Annotated in this window: 14 protein-coding genes; 12 read left to right on the forward strand and 2 right to left on the reverse strand. The window is 72.9% G+C overall.

Features of this window, described 5'->3' with window-relative positions; all coding sequences use genetic code 11:
• Nucleotides 1–176 precede the first annotated feature (176 nt).
• Together IEY91_RS14365 and hemW are read left to right on the forward strand one after the other, a co-directional pair.
• Entirely contained in the window at nt 177–2,084 is a 1,908-nt protein-coding gene (locus IEY91_RS14365; protein ID WP_229696955.1) for a SpoIIE family protein phosphatase, read from the forward strand.
• 99 nt (nt 2,085–2,183) lie between these two features.
• The gene (gene hemW, locus IEY91_RS14370; protein ID WP_189174238.1) at nt 2,184–3,416 is read left to right on the forward strand and encodes a radical SAM family heme chaperone HemW; all 1,233 of its coding nucleotides are present in this window, start codon (nt 2,184–2,186) and stop codon (nt 3,414–3,416) included.
• Between the two features lie 110 nt (nt 3,417–3,526).
• Here the strand turns inward: hemW and IEY91_RS14375 are convergent, their stop codons facing one another.
• The gene (locus IEY91_RS14375; RefSeq protein ID WP_189174239.1) at nt 3,527–4,345 is read right to left on the reverse strand and encodes a DUF3097 domain-containing protein; all 819 of its coding nucleotides are present in this window, start codon (nt 4,343–4,345) and stop codon (nt 3,527–3,529) included.
• A 23-nt stretch (nt 4,346–4,368) separates the two neighbouring features.
• Nucleotides 4,369–5,133: an MBL fold metallo-hydrolase gene (locus tag IEY91_RS14380; RefSeq protein WP_189174240.1), complete on the reverse strand. Its 765-nt coding sequence runs from the start codon at nt 5,131–5,133 to the stop codon at nt 4,369–4,371.
• Between the two features lie 194 nt (nt 5,134–5,327).
• Between IEY91_RS14380 and hrcA the strand changes: the two genes are divergently transcribed.
• The 10 genes from hrcA (at nt 5,328) to IEY91_RS14430 (ending at nt 16,431) form a co-directional block, all read left to right on the forward strand.
• Entirely contained in the window at nt 5,328–6,344 is a 1,017-nt protein-coding gene (gene hrcA, locus IEY91_RS14385; RefSeq protein ID WP_164325156.1) for a heat-inducible transcriptional repressor HrcA, read from the forward strand.
• Nucleotides 6,345–7,481 (forward strand): molecular chaperone DnaJ, encoded by a 1,137-nt coding sequence (dnaJ, locus tag IEY91_RS14390; RefSeq protein ID WP_164325158.1) that lies wholly within the window; start codon nt 6,345–6,347, stop codon nt 7,479–7,481.
• Between the two features lie 125 nt (nt 7,482–7,606).
• Entirely contained in the window at nt 7,607–8,680 is a 1,074-nt protein-coding gene (locus IEY91_RS14395) for a nitronate monooxygenase (RefSeq protein ID WP_164325160.1), read from the forward strand.
• The gene (locus IEY91_RS14400) at nt 8,677–9,426 is read left to right on the forward strand and encodes a 16S rRNA (uracil(1498)-N(3))-methyltransferase (protein WP_164325162.1); all 750 of its coding nucleotides are present in this window, start codon (nt 8,677–8,679) and stop codon (nt 9,424–9,426) included. Before IEY91_RS14395 ends, IEY91_RS14400 begins: the two co-directional genes overlap by 4 nt.
• Nucleotides 9,427–9,481: 55 nt before the next feature.
• Nucleotides 9,482–9,883: a VOC family protein gene (locus tag IEY91_RS14405; protein WP_164325164.1), complete on the forward strand. Its 402-nt coding sequence runs from the start codon at nt 9,482–9,484 to the stop codon at nt 9,881–9,883.
• A gap of 182 nt (nt 9,884–10,065) precedes the next feature.
• Nucleotides 10,066–10,662, forward strand: coding sequence for a hypothetical protein (locus IEY91_RS14410; RefSeq protein ID WP_189174241.1), 597 nt, complete (start codon nt 10,066–10,068; stop codon nt 10,660–10,662).
• A gap of 45 nt (nt 10,663–10,707) precedes the next feature.
• The gene (locus tag IEY91_RS14415) at nt 10,708–13,977 is read left to right on the forward strand and encodes a S41 family peptidase (RefSeq protein ID WP_189174242.1); all 3,270 of its coding nucleotides are present in this window, start codon (nt 10,708–10,710) and stop codon (nt 13,975–13,977) included.
• 119 nt (nt 13,978–14,096) lie between these two features.
• Nucleotides 14,097–14,450: a histidine triad nucleotide-binding protein gene (locus tag IEY91_RS14420; protein ID WP_189174243.1), complete on the forward strand. Its 354-nt coding sequence runs from the start codon at nt 14,097–14,099 to the stop codon at nt 14,448–14,450.
• A gap of 6 nt (nt 14,451–14,456) precedes the next feature.
• Complete coding sequence (locus IEY91_RS14425; RefSeq protein WP_164325172.1) at nt 14,457–15,365, forward strand: ribonuclease Z; 909 nt, start codon at nt 14,457–14,459, stop codon at nt 15,363–15,365.
• Nucleotides 15,366–15,429: 64 nt separating this feature from the next.
• On the forward strand, nt 15,430–16,431 hold the full coding sequence (locus tag IEY91_RS14430) for an adenosine deaminase (protein WP_189174244.1): 1,002 nt from the start codon (nt 15,430–15,432) through the stop codon (nt 16,429–16,431).
• Nucleotides 16,432–16,528 lie beyond the last annotated feature (97 nt).

Consider the following 16,528-nt stretch of genomic DNA (forward strand, 5'->3'; position numbering starts at 1 on the left):
GCGGCGGATGACGGAATCTGACCGCGTCCGAGCGCGGGCATAGCACTGTTCTCACTCATGGTGGCCCACTTCGGTAACTCGGTGCTTATGGGCCCAGTCAGTCTGTCACTCTGTCCGTGTCGCCTGAGGCCTATTCGTCCGAACTGCTCAGGAGCCGCACAGTGGGGGCCATTCCGATGCAACGGGAGACTGCTTTTCGTGCTTCCGCCCAGCCCGCGGTACGTCCCGGGCCGCCGCCGGTAGTGCGCACGTCCCTGCCCGGAAACCCGCTCGCGCCCGCCGCCGCCCGCCGTTTCGTGCGGGCCGCGCTCGCCGACTGGACGGAGCTCGGCACGCCCGCCGCGGCGGGCATCAACGACCGGCTCGCCGACGACTCGGTGCTCCTGGTCAGCGAGTTGGTGACGAACGCGGTGGTGCACGCGGGCACGGCCGTCGAGGTCCTCTGCCGGTTCGACGAGGGGCTGCCGGGCGAGAGCGCCGACGCCCTGGTCATCGAGGTCTCCGACCACCACCCGTCGCGCGCCGTCCGCAGTGAACCGCGCTCCTCGCAGCCCGGCACCCCGGAGTACGGCCGCGGCCTCCAACTCGTCGCCACCCTCTCCGAGTCCTGGGGCATCACCTACCGCTCCGGCACCAAGACGGTCTGGGCCCGGCTGCCCGTCGAGGGCGTCCCCGCCGTGCAGGAGATAGAGAAGTACGCGGGCGAACAGGCCCTGCAGCGCGGGCTGCGCGCCGCGGAGATCCTGGCGCCGCTGCCCAAGAGAGCCTCGCACGACACGGAGTGGATCAACCGCGGGGCGCTCACCTTCCTCGCCGAGGCCTCCGACCTGCTCGCCGGGCAGTTCGACGAGAACCTGGTCGCGGCCCTCGCCGGACAGTTGCTCGTGCCACGGCTCGCGGACTGGTGCGCGGTGTGGCTGGACGACGAGACGGAAGGCCCCGGGCGCACGCCCGACGGGCGCGCGCCGGGAACGCGCCTCGCGCGCGTCTGGCACACCAGTGAACAGCGGATAGAAGAGCTGCGGCGGCTCCTGGAGAAGGAGCCGCCGCGGCTGACGGAGGCGGCGGGATCGGGTGCGGTGGCCGTGCCGTGGCCCGGGGAGGCCCTGGGCGGCGGCGAATCGGCGGGCGCGGCACTCGCGTACCGCCTGGTGGCGGGCGGGCGGCAGCTCGGCACGCTGGTGATCGGGCGGGCCGGACTCGTCCGCTTCCCCGACGAGGCCACGGGCCTCGTGGAGGACTTCAGCCGCCGCGTCGCCCTCGCGATCGGCGCGGCCCGCCGCTATCAGCGGCAGGCCACCATCAGCCGGGTCCTCCAGCGCGGGCTGCTGCCCAGCGCCGTCGCGGAGATCCCCGGCGTGGAGAGCGGCATCGTGTACGAGCCGCTGGAGCAGGGCGGGCCCGGCGGCGACTTCTACGACGTGTTCCCCGCCGGACAGGGGCGCTGGTGCTTCGCGCTCGGCGACGTCCAGGGCAAAGGGCCCGAGGCCGCCGTCGTCATCGGGCTCGCGCGGCCCTGGCTGCGGCTGCTCGCCCGCGAGGGGTATCAGGTCGCGGAGGTCCTCGACCGGCTCAACCAGCTCCTCCTCGACGATGCCACGGAGGCCGCCGACGCCGCCGCGGCCGTCCTCGCGGTCGCGGGCGGCCAGGAGGAGCCCATGGACGGCCCCACCTCGCGCTTCCTGTCTCTTCTGTATGGGGAGCTTGTTCCGTACGAGGGCGGGGTGCGGTGCACCGTCGCGTGCGCGGGGCATCCGTTGCCGCTGCTGCTCGGTGCCGACGGGGAGGTGCGGGCTGTCGCGGGGCCGCAGATGCTGCTGGGGGTCGTCGACGACGAGACCTACACGAGTGTGAGCTTTGACCTGCTTCCCGGGGACACGTTGCTGTGTGTGACGGACGGGGTCACCGAGCGGCGGTCCGGGCGGCATCTGTTCGACGACGAGGATGGGCTCGCGCATGCGCTGGCGGGGTGTGCGGGGCTTGACGCGGGGCTTGTGGCTGAGCGGATTCGCCGGCTTGTGCATGAGTTCTCGCAGCGACCGCCGGATGATGATTTGGCTTTGCTGGTGCTGCAGGCGCGGTGAGGCGGGGGATATAGCCCCTCCGGCGTTTGAGGAGCGGGGTCTGGGGCGGAGCCCCAGGGAGCGGTGGGCGGGCCGCGTGGGTACGGGACAATGGCAGGTATGCCTTCCGCACTGCCCGATGGTGAGTCCATGCCCGAGGATGGGGCGCTGCCCGAGTCCGCCCTGGTCGGAGCGGGTGAGCGGCCGCTCGGGTTCTATCTGCACGTGCCGTACTGCGCCACCCGCTGCGGCTACTGCGACTTCAACACGTACACCGCCACCGAGCTGCGCGGCACCGGCGGCGTCCTCGCCTCCCGCGACAACTACGCCGACACCCTCGTCGACGAGGTCCGCCTCGCGCGGAAGGTCCTCGGCGACGACCCCCGGCCCGTGCGGACCGTGTTCGTCGGCGGCGGCACGCCCACGCTGCTCGCCGCCGACGACCTCGTACGCATGCTGGCCGCCGTCCGCGACGAGTTCGGGCTCGCCGACGACGCGGAGATCACCACCGAGGCGAACCCGGAGTCCGTCGGCCCCGCCTATCTGAGCGCGCTGCGCGAGGGCGGCTTCAACCGGATCTCCTTCGGCATGCAGAGCGCCAAGCAGCACGTACTGAAGATCCTCGACCGTACGCATACGCCGGGGCGGCCCGAGGCCTGCGTCGCCGAAGCGCGTGCCGCGGGGTTCGAGCACGTCAACCTCGATCTCATTTACGGCACCCCTGGGGAGACGGACGATGATTGGCGGGCCTCCCTGGACGCGGCTCTCGGGGCCGGGCCCGATCATGTGTCCGCGTACGCGCTGATCGTCGAGGAAGGGACGCAGCTCGCCCGGCGGATTCGGCGCGGGGAGGTGCCGATGACCGATGACGACGTGCACGCGGATCGGTATCTCATCGCCGATGAGGTTCTTGGGGGTGCGGGGTTCGACTGGTACGAGGTGTCGAACTGGGCCACTTCCGAGGCGGGGCGGTGTCTGCACAACGAGTTGTACTGGCGGGGCGCCGACTGGTGGGGGGCCGGGCCGGGGGCCCACAGCCACGTGGGGGGCGTGCGGTGGTGGAACGTGAAGCACCCCGGCGCGTATGCCGCTGCGCTGGCCGGGGGGAGGTCGCCCGGGGCCGGGCGGGAGGTTCTCTCGGACGAGGATCGGCGGGTTGAGCGGGTGTTGCTTGAGCTGCGGCTTCGGGAGGGGTGTCCGTTGGAGCTGCTGCGGGATGCCGGGCTGGCAGCCGCGTGGCGTGCGCTCGCTGATGGGTTGCTTGAGGCCGGCCCCTACGCGGAGGGGCGGGCCGTCCTCACCCTGCGGGGGCGGTTGCTTGCCGACGCCGTCGTGCGGGACCTGGTCGACTGAGCGTTCTCATGGGGCTTCGCCCCTTTCCCCCTGTTGGCGCTTCGCGCCTCGTCCTCAAGCGCCGGACGGGCTGATATCTCCTCGTCCGGCGGCAGAAGGGCGCCCCGGGGCTAGGGGGCTGTGACGAAATCGATCAGTTCCTCCACCCGTCCGAGCAGCTCCGGCTCCAGGTCCTTGTACGTGTGGACCCTGCCCAGGATGTGCTGCCACGCCGCGCCCGTGTTGTCCGGCCAGCCCAGGGCGCGGCACACGCCCGTCTTCCAGTCCTGGCCGTGGGGGACGCGGGGCCACGCCGTGATGCCCACCGAGGACGGCTTCACGGCCTCCCACACGTCGATGTAGGGGTGGCCGACGATCAGAGCGTGGTCGCTGCTGACGGCCGCGGCGATGCGGGATTCCTTCGAGCCGGGGACCAGGTGGTCCACGAGGACGCCCAGGCGGGCGTCGGGGCCGGGGGCGAATTCGTCGACGATGGCGGGGAGGTCGTCGATGCCTTCCAGGTACTCGACGACCACGCCCTCGATGCGCAGGTCGTCGCCCCAGACCTTCTCGACCAGCTCGGCGTCGTGCCGGCCCTCGACGTAGATGCGCCCCGCACGGGCCACGCGCGCCCGCGCGCCGGGGACGGCGAGGGAGCCGGAGGCGGTGCGGGCGGGCTTGCGCGGGGCGGCGGCCGCGGTGGGGCGGACCAGGGTGACCACCCGGCCTTCGAGGAGGAATCCGCGCGGCGCCATCGGGAACACGCGGTGCTTGCCGAAGCGGTCCTCCAGGGTGACCGTCGGCCCCTCGGCAGTCTTCTCGCAGCGGATCACCGCACCGCAGAAGCCCGTCCCGACCTCCTCCACGACCAGGTCGGCCTCGGCGGGCACTTCGGGGACGGGAGCCGACTTCTTCCAGGGCGGCGTCAGGTCCGGGTTGTAGCTGCGCATGGGCCAGACGTTATGGCATGGCGTCAGGCGACGCCGAACCGCCGGGCCAGCTCGTCGCGTTGGCGGCGTACGAAGGCGGCGTCGACGACGGCCCCGTGTCCGGGCACGTACACCGCGTCCTCGCCGCCCAGGTCGAGCAGCCGGTCGAGCGCGGCGGGCCAGTGCCGGGGCGCCGCGTCGGGCCCGGCCTGCGGCTCACCGGACTCCTCGACGAGGTCGCCGCAGAAGACGACCTCGGGCTCGCCCCGGCCGCCGGGCACGAGGACGGCCAGGTCGTGGCCGGTGTGCCCGGGGCCGACGTTGGCGAGCAGCACCTGGAGCCCGCCCAGGTCGAGGGTCCGCTCGCCGCACACCAGGTGGCGGGGGAGGACGAGGAGGTCGGCGGCCTCGGCCGCGGCGGCCGGGTCGAGGCCCTGGGCGACGGCGTCGGCACGCAGCCCTTCGCGGTCGTGGTCCAGGACGCTGTCGACGCCGACGGCGCCGAACACCTCGACGCCCGCGAACGCCGCGCCGCCGAGCACATGGTCGAAGTGGGGGTGGGTGAGGGCGAGATGGGTCACACGCCGGTCGCCGCCGAGCAGCCGCCGGGCGTCGGCGCGCAGCCGGGAGCCCTCGCGCAGGCTGGACCCGGCCTCGACCATGAGGGCGGCGTCGTCGCCGACGACGAGCCCCGCGGTGCAGTCCCACACGGGCAGCCTGCACCGCCCCACGCGTGCGGCGAGCCGTTCCCAGCCCGCCTCCTCCCAGGCCGGGGCGGCGACGGGCGTGCTCGTATCCCTCGTGTTCATGGGGCGACGCTAGCGCCGACGAAGCGGGGGCCGTGGCCACCCGTCGGCATGACAAAGGGGTCGGCCCTTGCCGGGCCTGTACCCACCGGCCGTACACTGACTCGGTGAAGGCTGGCACTCGCCCGGGGTGAGTGCCAGGGTGAGGGGCCACCGCGGGGGCTCAGGGCGAGGGACGAGAGCGGGAGGTGTGCGCGATGCTCAGTGAACGCAGGCTCGAAGTGCTGCGCGCCATCGTCCATGACTACGTCGGCACGGAGGAGCCCGTCGGCTCCAAGGCGCTCACCGAGCGCCACCACCTCGGCGTCTCGCCGGCCACGGTCCGCAACGACATGGCCGCCCTGGAGGAGGAAGGGTTCATCGCCCAGCCGCACACCAGCGCCGGGCGCATCCCCACCGACAAGGGGTACCGCCTCTTCGTCGACAAGCTCGCGGGCGTCAAGCCGATGACCGCGCCGGAGCGCCGTGCGATCCAGAACTTCCTGGACGGCGCGGTGGACCTGGACGACGTGGTCGGGCGGACGGTGCGGCTGCTCGCGCAGCTCACCCGGCAGGTCGCGGTGGTGCAGTATCCGTCGCTGACGCGCTCGACGGTGCGGCATGTGGAGCTTCTCTCACTGGCTCCGGCCCGACTGATGCTGGTGCTGATCACGGACACCGGCAGGGTCGAGCAGCGCATGATCGACTGCCCGGCGCCGTTCGGTGAGATGTCGCTCGCGGATCTGCGGGCGCGGCTCAACAGCCGGGTCGCGGGCCGCCGCTTCTCGGACGTGCCGCAGCTCGTGCAGGACCTCGCCGAATCCTTCGACAAGGACGACCGGGGAACGGTCGCCACGGTCCTCTCCACCCTCCTCGAAACGCTCGTGGAGGAGACCGAGGAGCGGCTGATGATCGGCGGAACCGCCAATCTCACCCGCTTCGGACATGACTTTCCCCTCATGATCAGGCCCGTCCTCGAGGCCCTCGAGGAACAGGTCGTCCTCCTCAAGTTGCTTGGTGAGGCGACGGATTCGGGCATGACCGTAAAGATCGGCCACGAGAACGCCCACGAGGGACTCAGCTCCACGTCGGTGGTCTCGGTCGGCTACGGTTCGGGGAGCGAGGCAGTCGCCAAGCTCGGCGTGGTCGGACCGACCCGCATGGACTATCCGGGAACGATGGGAGCAGTACGCGCAGTGGCACGTTACGTCGGACAGATCCTGGCGGAGTCGTAAGTGGCCACGGACTACTACGCCGTACTAGGCGTGCGCCGCGACGCTTCCCAGGACGACATCAAGAAGGCCTTCCGGCGGCTCGCACGCGAGCTGCACCCGGACGTCAATCCTGACCCGAAGACGCAAGAGCGCTTCAAAGAGATCAACGCCGCGTACGAGGTGTTGTCGGACCCGCAGAAGAAGCAGGTCTACGACCTCGGCGGCGACCCGCTGTCCCAGGCGGGCGGCGGCGGTGCGGGCGGTTTCGGGGCCGGTGGCTTCGGCAACTTCTCCGACATCATGGACGCGTTCTTCGGTACGGCGTCGCAGCGCGGGCCGCGCTCGCGCACCCGGCGCGGCCAGGACGCGATGATCCGCCTGGAGATCGACCTCAACGAGGCGGCCTTCGGTACGACCAAGGACATCCAGGTCGACACGGCCGTCGTCTGCACCACGTGTTCCGGCGAAGGGGCCGCGCCCGGCACCTCCGCGCAGACCTGTGACATGTGCCGCGGGCGCGGCGAGGTGTCCCAGGTCACGCGGTCCTTCCTGGGCCAGGTCATGACGTCGCGGCCGTGCCCGCAGTGCCAGGGCTTCGGCACCGTGGTGCCCACGCCGTGCCCCGAGTGCGCCGGTGACGGGCGGATCAGGTCCCGTCGCACGCTCACCGTGAAGATCCCGGCCGGTGTCGACAACGGCACGCGGATCCAGCTCGCCGGTGAGGGCGAGGTCGGCCCCGGTGGCGGGCCCGCCGGTGATCTGTACGTGGAGATCCACGAGTTGCCGCACGCCGTCTTCCAGCGGCGCGGGGACGATCTGCACTGCACCGTCACGCTGCCGATGACCGCGGCCGCCCTCGGCACGAAGGTGCCGTTGGAGTCGCTCGACGGCATGGAGGAGATCGACATCCGGCCCGGTACGCAGTCGGGGCAGTCGATCCCGCTGCACGGGCGGGGCGTGACCCACCTGCGAGGTGGCGGCCGCGGTGACCTCATCGTGCACGTCGAGGTCCTCACGCCGTCGAAGCTCGACCCCGAGCAGGAACGGTTGCTTCGTGAGCTCGCGCAGGCGCGCGGCGAGGAGCGGCCCACCGGGCAGTTCCAGCCCGGCCAGCAGGGCCTCTTCTCCCGCCTGAAGGACGCGTTCAACGGGCGCTAGCGCCTTGAGCCGGCCCGGGGTGAGCGCGTTCGCCGCGCCTGCCCCGGGCCGCCTCGCGTGCTCACCCCGTGCGGCACGCCGGACCCCGGACAAGGCGCCCCCGCCGGACGTGGCACGATGCCGGTATGTCCTCCGCGCTCACCGACCTCTGTCGTTATCCGATCGTGCAGGCCCCGATGGCGGGCGGGGCCTCGACCCCGCAGCTCGTGGCCGCCGTCTGCGAGGCGGGCGGGCTCGGGTCCCTGGCGGCGGGGTACAAGACCGCCGACGGGATGTACCAGGAGATCAAGCAGGTCAGGGGTCTTACGGCGCGCCCCTTCGGGGTGAATTTGTTCATGCCGCAGCCGGAGTACGCCGACCCGGCCGCCGTGGAGGTCTACCGCAACCAGCTCGCCGGCGAGGCCACCTGGTACGAGACGCAGCTCGGCGACACCGACGGCAAGCGCGACGACGGCTACGACGCCAAGCTGGCGATCCTGCTCGACGACCCGGTGCCGCTGGTGTCGTTCACGTTCGGCTGCCCCACCCTGCAGGTCGTGCAGGCCTTCGACCGGGTCGGCACCCGCACCGTCGTCACCGTGACCACCCCGGAGGAGGCCCAGGCCGCCCAGCGGGTGGGCGCCGACGCCGTCTGCGTACAAGGCATCGAGGCGGGCGGCCACCAGGGCACGCACCGGGACAACCCGGAGGCGGACGGCTCGGGGATCGGTCTGCTGAGCCTGGTCGCGCAGGTCCGCGAGGCCGTGCACATGCCGGTGATCGCGGCGGGCGGACTGATGCGCGGCGGCCAGATCGCCGCGGTGCTCGCGGCGGGCGCGGACCTCGCGCAGCTCGGCACCGCGTTCCTGGTCACCCCGGAGTCCGGCGCGCAGCCGCTGCACAAGCAGGCCATGACGAACCCGCTGTTCGGCCACACGGAGCTGACCCGGGCCTTCTCGGGCCGCCCCGCCCGCGGCCTGGTCAACCGCTTCATGCGCGAGCACGGCCCGTACGCCCCGGCGGCGTACCCCCAGATCCACTATCTGACCGCGGGCCTGCGCAAGGCCGCCGCGAAGGCCGGTGACCCGCAGGCCATGGCGCTGTGGGCCGGGCAGGGCCACCGTCTGGCGCGGGCGCTGCCGGCCGGGGAGCTGGTGGAGGTCCTGGTGGCCGAACTCGAAGAGGCCAAGGCGGCGTTCGCGGCGCGGGGTGCGGTGTGACGGCGCCGGTCTTCGTCGTCGAGGACTTCAAGGGCGCGGCCGCGGGCAGCGCGTACGTACTGGACGGGCCCGAGGGGCGGCACGCCGTGTCCGTGAAGCGGCTGCGCGCGGGCGAGGACGTCGTCCTCACCGACGGCGCCGGACGCTGGGCGCACGGCGTCGTCGCGGACACCGAGGGCAAGGACCGCCTGGTGGTGTCGCTCGACGAGGGCGGCGTACGCGAGGAGGCCGAGGAGACGCCCCGGATCACCGTGGTGCAGGCGCTGCCCAAGGGCGACCGCGGCGAGCTGGCCGTGGAGACCATGACGGAGACCGGCGTGGACGCCGTCGTGCCGTGGGCGGCCGCGCGCTGCATCACGCAGTGGAAGGGCGAGCGCGGCCAGAAGGCGCTGTCCAAGTGGCGGGCGACGGCGCGCGAGGCGGGCAAGCAGTCCCGCCGGGTGCGCTTCCCCGAGGTCGCCGAGCTGGCGTCGACGAAGCAGGTCGCGGCGCTCCTGTCCGGCGCGGACTTCGCGGCCGTCCTGCACGAGGAGGGCAGCGAGCCGCTGGCCACCGCCGAGCTTCCCGCCGCCGGGCACATCGTGCTCGTCGTCGGCCCGGAGGGCGGCGTGTCCCCGGACGAGCTGGCGGCGTTCGCGCAGGCGGGTGCCAAGCCGTACCGCCTCGGGCGTAGCGTGTTGCGTACGTCGACCGCGGGCACCGCGGCGGCGGCCCTGCTCCTCGGCCGCACGGGCCGCTGGTCCTGACCGCCCGCACCCAGAGGTACAGGCCCGGCCGACGGCACGTCCCGAAAGGCACACCGTGGAACTCGCCCAGGTCCGCCTGCTCGTCACGGACTTCCCCGCCTGCTACCGCTTCTACGCGGACGTGCTCGGCCTGAAGCCCCAGTCGGGCGCGGCGGACGGACCGTACGAGAAGTTCAGCCCCACCGCGGGATCGGCGGGCATCGCGCTGCAGGACCGGGCGATGATGGCCGAACTCCTCGGCGAGCTGGCCGAGTCGGCGACGGGCCACCGCTCCCTGGTGGTGCTGCGGGTCGACGACCTGGACGGGTACTGCGAGCGGATCACCGAGCGCGGCGCGCGGCTCACGCACGGGCCCGTGCCGATGACGGACCGGATGCGGGTGGCCCATCTCAAGGACCCCGAGGGCAATTTGGTGGAGCTCCAGGAGTGGCTGCTGCTGCGCACGGACCGCGCCTGACCTCAAAGGGCTCCGGCCCGCTGACCTCAGCGGTTCCCGCCGCACTGGACACATGGCCGCAAGCGGTCTACCGCCGTGCCGCCCGCAGTGGCACGCTGCCGCTCATGGGGGCATGGAGGCGAACACCGCGGATATGGAGCGGAACACCGCGCATACGGTGGCCGCGTCGCGTTCTCGTCGTCGTGACGGCCACGGCGGCGGCCGGTCTCGGCCTGGCCGCCTGCGACCCGGTCGAGGGCGACATGAGTACGTCGGCGGTCGCGATCACCACCGACAAGATGGGCACCCTCGAGCTGGAGCGGCAGCACGCCGAGGTGGACTGGATCACCTGCACGGCGTCGTTCATCGGCAGGGACAAGAAGGCGTCGGAGTCCGACGAGCCGCGTGACGCCGAGGTCGACTGCCGGGGTCAGACCGACGACGACAAGGTCATCACCATCAGGGGCCGGGTCACGGACGTGTCCAACGGGGCCTGCGTACGCGGGAATCTGACCGCCAGGATCGGCGGTGAGGAGTGGTTCCGCGTCGATGTGCTCGGCAATTGCGACAGCAAGCCGAACGATGACAACGCCAACGACGACAACGCCAACGACGACAACGCCAACGACGACAACGGTGACCAGGGGAACGACAGCGGTAACGACAGCGGCGACAACGGGCACGACGACGGCAACGGCAACGGCGGGAACGACGACAACGCCGGGCACGACGAGCCCGATCCCGGGCCCACCGCCACCGTCACCGTGACCGAACGGCCGGGCGAGGAACAGGGCAAGTGATCCAAACCGCTCACGCCCCGCGCGGCGCCTGCCTAGGCTGACCGTGTGACACAGCCTGCCTACCTCCGGTTTCCGCACGTGCGCGGCGAGTTGATCGCCTTCACCGCCGAGGACGACGTCTGGGTCGCCCCGCTCGACGGCGGCCGCGCGTGGCGGGTCAGCGCCGACAACGTACCCGTGACCCAGCCACGGATCTCCCCGGACGGCGCCACCGTCGCTTGGACGTCCACGCGCGACGGCGCCCCCGAGGTGCACATCGCGCCCGTGGCCGGCGGCCCCTCCAAACGCCTGACGTACTGGGGCAGTTGGAAGACGTCCGTGCGCGGCTGGACGCCCGACGGGCGCGTCCTCGCGATCAGCACGCACGGCGAGGCGTCCCTGCGCCGCAGTCGGCCGCGCGCGGTGCCGCTGGACGGCGGGCCCGCGGAGGTGCTGCCGTACGGCCTGGTCGGGGACGTCGCGCACGGTCCCGAGGACCAAGTGCTGCTGCTCTCCGCGCCGATGGGCCGCGAGGCCGCGTGGTGGAAGCGGTACCGGGGCGGCACGGCGGGCAAGCTGTGGATCCGGCGCGGGGCCGAGACGGCGGAGGCCGGGGAGGCCGGAGAAGCCGGCGGCGCCGAGAGCGGCTTCGTACGTGTCCATGGGGACCTGGACGGCAACATCGAGTACCCGCTGTGGGTCGGCGACCGCATCGCCTTCCTCAGCGACCACGAAGGCGTCGGCGCCGTGTACTCCTCGCTGCCCGACGGCGGCGACCTGCGCCGCCACACGCCGACCGACGGCTTCTACGCCCGGCACGCCGCCACCGACGGCACCCGCGTGACGTACACCTGCGCGGGCGAACTCTGGCTCCTCGACGACCTCGTGGACGCCGAGCCGCGCCGCCTGGACATCCCGCTCGGCGGCCAGCGCACCGACCTGCAGCCGCATCCGGTGAGCGCCGCCCGCTGGTTCGGGGCCGCCGCGCCCGACCACACCGGGCGGGGCAGCGCGGTCGCCGTGCGCGGCTCCGTGCACTGGGTCACGCACCGCGAGGGGCCCGCCCGCGCGCTCGCCGCCGAACCGGGGGTGCGGGCGCGGCTGCCGCGCACGTTCCGCGTGGACGGCGAGGAGCACGTGGTGTGGGTGACGGACGCGGAGGGCGACGACGCCCTGGAGTTCGCGCCCGCCACGGGCCTCGCGCCCGGGGCGACGCCGCGCCGGCTCGCGGCCGGGCAGCTCGGCCGGGTGCTCGCGCTCGCGATGGCGCCCGACGGCAGCCGGGCGGCCGTGGCCGCGCACGACGGGCGTGTGCTTTTCGTGGAGCGCGAGAGCGGCGAGGTGCGCGAGGTGGACCGCGCCGAGCACGGCGAGGCCAGGGGGCTCGTGTTCTCGCCCGACTCGGCGTGGCTCGCCTGGTCGCACCCCGGGCCGCGCCCGCTGCGCCAGCTCAAGCTCGCCAACACCGCCGACCTGTCGGTGTCGGAGGCGACCCGGCTCAGATTCCGGGACTACAGCCCCGCGTTCACGCTCGACGGCAAGCACCTGGCGTTCCTGTCCGAGCGGGCCTTCGACCCGGTCTACGACGACCATGTCTTCGACCTCGCGTTCGTCGGCGGCGCGCGGCCGCACCTGATCACGCTCGCGGCCACCACGCCCTCGCCGTTCGGGCCGCAGCGGCACGGCCGGGCCTTCGAGGCGTCGGAGGGGCCGCACGCCGAGACGCCCGACAGCGAGGGCACGCCCGCCACCCGCGTCGACCTCGACGGGCTCGCCGAGCGGGTGGTGCCGTTCCCCGTGGAGGCCGCGCGGTACACCACGCTGCGGGCCGCCAAGGACGGGCTGCTGTGGCTGCGCCACCCGGTGCGCGGCGTGCTCGGCGCGTCCCGGGCCACGCCGACGGACCCCGACCCCAGTTCCGAGCTGGAGCGGTACGACTTCGCGCAGCACCGCGTGGAGGAACTCGCGGGCGACGCCGACCACTTCACGGTCACCGGCGACGGCAAGCGGGTGCTGCTGTGGGCCGACAGCAAGCTGAAGGTGGTGCCGAGCGACCGGCGGGCGTCCTCCGACGAGGACAGCGACACCAACATCACCGTCGATCTCGCACGCGTACGCCAGTACGTGGACCCGGCCGCCGAGTGGCGGCAGATGTACGACGAGGCGGGCCGCCTCATGCGGGACAACTTCTGGCGGCCCGACATGGGCGGCGTCGACTGGGACGGCGTCCTGGAGCGCTACAGGCCGGTGCTCGGGCGCCTCGCCACCCACGACGACCTCGTGGACCTGCTGTGGGAGGTGCAGGGCGAACTCGGCACCTCGCACGCCTATGTGTCCCCGCGCGGCGGGTGGGGCGGGGCGGGGTCGCGGCAGGGGCTGCTCGGCGCGGACCTCTCGCGCGGCGAGGACGGGACGTGGCGGATCGACCGGGTGCTGCCGTCCGAGACGTCCGACCCGGCCGCGCGCTCGCCGCTGGCCGCGCCCGGCGTCGCGGTGCGGGCGGGCGACGCGATCCTCGCGGTGGGCGGCCGTGCCGTCGACCCGGTGACGGGCCCCGGGCCGCTGCTCGTGGGGACCGCGGGCAAGCCCGTGGAGCTGACCGTGTCGCCCGCGGGCGGGGGCGACGTCCGGCACGCCGTGGTCGTGCCCGTGGACGACGAGGAGCCGCTGCGCTACCACGCGTGGGTCGCCGGGCGGCGGGCGTACGTCCACGAGCGGTCCGGCGGGCGGCTCGGCTATCTGCACGTGCCCGACATGCAGGCGCCCGGCTGGGCGCAGATCCACCGCGACCTGCGCATCGAGGTGGCCCGCGACGGCCTGGTCGTGGACGTCCGGGAGAACCGCGGCGGGCACACCTCGCAGCTCGTCGTGGAGAAGCTGGCGCGCCGCGTCGTCGGCTGGGACCTGCCGCGCGGCTCCGGTCCGCTCAGCTACCCCTTCGACGCGCCGCGCGGGCCCGTCGTCGCCGTCGCCAACGAGTTCTCCGGTTCCGACGGGGACATCGTGAACGCGGCGATCAAGGCGCTCGGCATCGGGCCCGTCGTCGGTACGCGCACGTGGGGCGGCGTCGTCGGCATCGACAGCCGGTACCACCTCGTCGACGGGACGCTCGTGACGCAGCCCAAGTACGCCTTCTGGATGGAGGGGTACGGGTGGGGCGTGGAGAACTACGGGGTCGACCCCGACGTGGAGGTCGTGGTCACCCCGGAGGACTCCGCAGCGGGGCGGGATCCGCAGCTCGACGCGGCTGTCCGGGTCGCGCTCGACGCCTTGGCGTCGTCCCCGCCGAAGACTCCGCCCGCGGTCCCCGGCGGGCCCGGGGTCCCGTCGGCCTGACGGTGCCCGGCCGGCCCGGGGACCGTGCCCTCGGGCCGGCCCCGGCCCGCCCCCGTCCCCGCACCCCCCGCCCCGATAGCATGCCTCCGTAACCGACCAGTGACCCAGGAGGGTGCCCCATGGCGGGTGAACCGCAGGCCGACTGTCTGTTCTGCAAGATCGTCGCGGGGGACGTGCCGGCGACCGTCGTGCGGGAGACGGAGACGACCGTCGCGTTCCGTGACATCAATCCCCAGGCGCCGACGCACGTCCTGGTGATCCCGAAGGTGCACTACCCGGACGCCGCGTCGCTCGCCGCCGCCGAGCCGAAGGTCGCCGCCGACGTGCTGCGCGAGGCCGGTGAGGTCGCCACCGAGGAGAAGTCGGAGAGCTACCGCATCGTCTTCAACACCGGCTCCGGCGCCGGGCAGACCGTCTTCCACGCGCACGCCCACGTCCTGGGCGGCCGCGGCCTCCAGTGGCCGCCCGGATAACCAGCGGTGTCCGTACGTGAATTGGTGGTGCTCGGCACCGCCAGCCAGGTCCCGACCCGGCACCGCAACCACAACGGTTACGTCCTGCTCTGGGACGGCGAAGGCATCCTCTTCGACCCGGGCGAGGGCACGCAGCGGCAGATGCTGCGTGCCTCCGTCGCCGCCCACGACCTGAACCGGATCTGCGTCACGCACTTCCACGGCGATCACAGCCTGGGCCTCGCGGGCGTCATCCAGCGCATCAACCTGGACCGCGTGCCGCACCCCGTGACCGCCCACTACCCGGGCTCGGGCCAGCGCTTCTTCGACCGGCTGCGGTACGCCACCGCGTACCGCGAGACGGTCGACCTGGCGCAGGCGCCGGTGACGGCCGACGGCGTCCTCGCGGACACGCCGTCGTACCGCCTGGAGACGGCGAAGCTCTCCCACCCCGTGGAGTCGTACGGCTACCGCGTCGTCGAGCCCGACGGGCGGCGCATGCTGCCCGCGCTGCTCGCCGAACACGGCATCAAGGGCCCGGACGTGGGCGTGCTCCAGCGCGAGGGCAGCCTGCGCGGGGTGACGCTCGACGAGGTCAGCGAGGTGCGGCGCGGGCAGCGGTTCGCCTTCGTGATGGACACCCGGCTGTGCGACGGCGTGCACGCGCTCGCCGAGGGCTGCGACATGCTCGTCATCGAGTCGACGTTCCTCGACGAGGATCATCAACTGGCTTCCGATCACGGGCATTTGACGGCTGGTCAGGCGGCGCGGGTGGCCCGGGACGGCGGCGTACGTCATCTCGTCCTCACCCACTTCAGTCAGCGCTACGCCGACCCCTCCCTCTTCGAGCAGCAGGCGCGCGCCGCCGGGTTCGAGGGCGAGCTGACCGTCGCCCGCGACCTGCTGCGCGTACCACTGCCGAAGCGCACCCCCTGAGCCACCAGGGCCGCCTCAGCCACCAGAACCACCTGAACCACCCCCCTGAAAGCCGAGAACCACCATGCCGCTCCCCAAGGCCGAGCTCCACCTCCACATCGAGGGCACCCTCGAACCCGAACTCGCCTTCGCGCTCGCCGCGCGCAACGGCGTCCAACTCCCGTACGCCGACACCGAAGAGCTCCGCAAGGCCTACCTCTTCGAGGACCTCCAGTCCTTCCTCGACCTCTACTACGGCCTGATGGCCGTGCTGCGGACCGAGGCCGACTTCGAGGAGCTCGCCGACGCCTATCTCGCGCGGGCCGCCGCGCAGGGCGTGCGGCACGCGGAGATCTTCTTCGACCCGCAGGCGCACAGCGCGCGCGGTGTCGGTATGGGCACGGTCGTCGAGGGGCTCGGGCGCGCCCTGGACCGCAGCGAGGAGCGGCACGGGATCTCCACCCGCCTCATCATGTGCTTCCTGCGCGACGAGTCCGCAGAGTCGGCGATGGCGACCCTGGAGGCGGCGAAGCCGTATCTGCACCGGATCACGGGCGTCGGCCTCGACTCCGCCGAAGTCGGCCACCCGCCCGCCAAGTTCGCCGCCGTGTACGAGGCCGCGGGCGCGCTCGGCCTGCGCAAGGTGGCGCACGCGGGCGAGGAGGGGCCCGCCGCCTACGTCCGTGAGGCGCTCGACGTGCTCGGGGTCGAGCGGATCGACCACGGGCTGCGGTGCATGGAGGACCCGGAGCTGGTGGAGCGGCTGGTGCGCGACCGCGTGCCGCTGACGCTGTGCCCGCTGTCCAACGTACGGCTGCGGGCCGTCGACATCCTGGAGGAGCACCCGCTGCCGCGGATGATGGCGGCCGGACTGCTGTGCACCGTCAACTCCGACGACCCCGCCTACTTCGGGGGCTACGTCGGCGACACCTTCCACGCCGTCCACGAGGCCCTCGGCATCGACGCCGAAGGGCTGCGCGAGCTGGCCAGGAACTCCTTCGAGGCGGCGTTCCTCGACGGCAGCGCGGACGAGGAGGCACTGCGGGAGCGGTATCTCGCGGAGGTCGCCGCGTACGAGTTCGAGTGACCGCGCGCGGGTCATGGCCGGTGCCGTGGGCGGGCCATTGACGGACTGTCGTTCGCGTTCATAGAGTCCGTTCCCATACATGGACGACACGTGGACG

Origin of the sequence: Streptomyces lasiicapitis (assembly GCF_014646335.1) — a bacterium.
GTDB lineage: Bacteria > Actinomycetota > Actinomycetes > Streptomycetales > Streptomycetaceae > Streptomyces > Streptomyces lasiicapitis.

Bases quoted from the DNA above. Each gene is read 5' to 3' on its own strand.
- IEY91_RS14365 (WP_229696955.1), top strand. From the start codon at position 177: ATGCAACGGGAGACTGCTTTTCGTGCTTCCGCCCAGCCCGCGGTACGT.
- hemW (WP_189174238.1), top strand. From the start codon at position 2,184: ATGCCTTCCGCACTGCCCGATGGTGAGTCCATGCCCGAGGATGGGGCG.
- IEY91_RS14375 (WP_189174239.1), bottom strand. From the start codon at position 4,345: ATGCGCAGCTACAACCCGGACCTGACGCCGCCCTGGAAGAAGTCGGCT.
- IEY91_RS14380 (WP_189174240.1), bottom strand. From the start codon at position 5,133: ATGAACACGAGGGATACGAGCACGCCCGTCGCCGCCCCGGCCTGGGAG.
- hrcA (WP_164325156.1), top strand. From the start codon at position 5,328: ATGCTCAGTGAACGCAGGCTCGAAGTGCTGCGCGCCATCGTCCATGAC.
- IEY91_RS14395 (WP_164325160.1), top strand. From the start codon at position 7,607: ATGTCCTCCGCGCTCACCGACCTCTGTCGTTATCCGATCGTGCAGGCC.
- IEY91_RS14420 (WP_189174243.1), top strand. From the start codon at position 14,097: ATGGCGGGTGAACCGCAGGCCGACTGTCTGTTCTGCAAGATCGTCGCG.
- IEY91_RS14430 (WP_189174244.1), top strand. From the start codon at position 15,430: ATGCCGCTCCCCAAGGCCGAGCTCCACCTCCACATCGAGGGCACCCTC.